This is a genomic window from Brevundimonas sp. GN22 (assembly GCF_054824005.1).
Map to the genome: position 1 here is coordinate 1 of NZ_JSYD01000168.1, position 1,654 is coordinate 1,654.

General features: G+C 62.3%; 1 protein-coding gene. It reads left to right on the top strand.

What is annotated here, in order from left to right:
• The coding region (gene recJ, locus OB03_RS14615; RefSeq protein WP_461344652.1) for a single-stranded-DNA-specific exonuclease RecJ at nt 1-1,516 on the top strand (1,516 nt) is incomplete at its 5' end.
• Nucleotides 1,517-1,654: the final 138 nt, after the last annotated feature.

Consider the following 1,654-nt stretch of genomic DNA (forward strand, 5'->3'; position numbering starts at 1 on the left):
TCACGTCTTTGCGGACTATGATGTGGATGGTGCTTCGAGCGCGGCTTTGCTGGTGCGCTGGTTCCGGTGTGTGGGCGCGGAACTGCCGATCTATGTGCCCGACCGCATGAAAGAAGGCTACGGCCCCAGCGCGCCGGCCTTTGACCGCCTGAAGGCCAGCGGTGCCGATCTGGTTATAACGGTGGACTGTGGCGCGGCAGCGAACGAGGCCGTGGCCCATGCCTCCGCAATCGGACTGAAGGTGGTGGTTATCGATCACCACATGATGCGTGAAGAACCGCCACAATGTCTTGCCGTGGTGAATCCGAACCGGCCCGGTTGCGGCTCGGGGCAGGGCAATCTGGCGGCTGCGGGTGTGGTTTTCGTTCTTCTGGCAGCATTGAACCGTGAGGGCCGGCGACGGGGGCTGTTTGCTGACAAGCAGGAGCCGGATATCCGTCAATGGCTGGATTTGGCAGCCATGGGGGCCATCTGCGACGTTACACGGCTGACGGGTTTCAATCGCGGCTTGGCCAGCCTTGGACTGCGCAGTCTGTCGGCCTGGAAGAATACCGGTCTTGCCGCACTGATGCGCGCTGCGGGCGCGGAACTGGGCGAGGCCAAGGCCCAGACCATCGGCTTTGTTCTGGGGCCGCGCATCAATGCGGGTGGGCGAATCGGTAAATCCGATCTGGGTGCGAAGCTGCTTTCGACCGACGATCCGCGTGAAGCCGCCGTGCTGGCTGAAGAACTGGACATGCTGAACCGCGCGCGTCGCGACGTGGAGGCCGAAGTCACCGATCAGGCTATCCGCATGGTCGAGGCCACCGGTGCCCATCAGGACGAATCAAGCTGCGTCGTGGTGGCAGGCGAGGACTGGCACCCTGGCGTCGTAGGTATCGTCGCAGGACGTCTGCGGGAGAGGTGGCGCAAGCCGGTTGTGGTTATCGGTCTGGATCCGGTCACCGGCATCGGCAAAGGGTCCGGTCGCTCTCAACTCGGTATGAATTTAGGGCGGGCCGTCCAGAAAGCGTGGGAAACCGGCGTACTTATTGCCGGTGGCGGGCATTCGATGGCCGCCGGCCTGACGGTAGAGACTGCAAAGATTGATGCCCTGCGTCAGTTTCTGAATGCCGAACTGTCCGGCGAGCAAGAAGCCGCAATTGCGCTGGACTGGGTCGAGATCGATGCCTTGATCGACGCACGCTCAGCGACGCGCGACCTGTTCGAGAGTTTCGAGCAACTGGCCCCTTATGGCCCTGCCAACCCCGAGCCCGTGTTCGGCATGGAGCATATGCAGGTGAGGGAGCCCATGGCGATGAATGGCGGCCACGTGAGGTGTCGACTGGTCGGTCCTGATGGAGCGTCGGTGCGTGCAATCGCGTGGCGCTGTGCCGATCTGCCGTTGGGCAAGACCTTGCTGTCAGGGCAGGGCGGGCTTTGCGTTGCGGGCCGTCTCAAGGCTGACGACTGGAATGGCCGCCGCGGTGTGCAAATGGAGATCGAGGACGTCGCCGATCCGCGTATGGGTGGTTGATGCGGGCAAGGCTCACCGCTCGCAGGTCTTTGAAAAAAAATACAGAAAATCGATTGGCACCGGTTGCCATCGTCGAGATTGGCCACTATCAAGCCACTCGTTCGCGACGCGGTCCCTTCGTCTATCGGTTAGGACGTC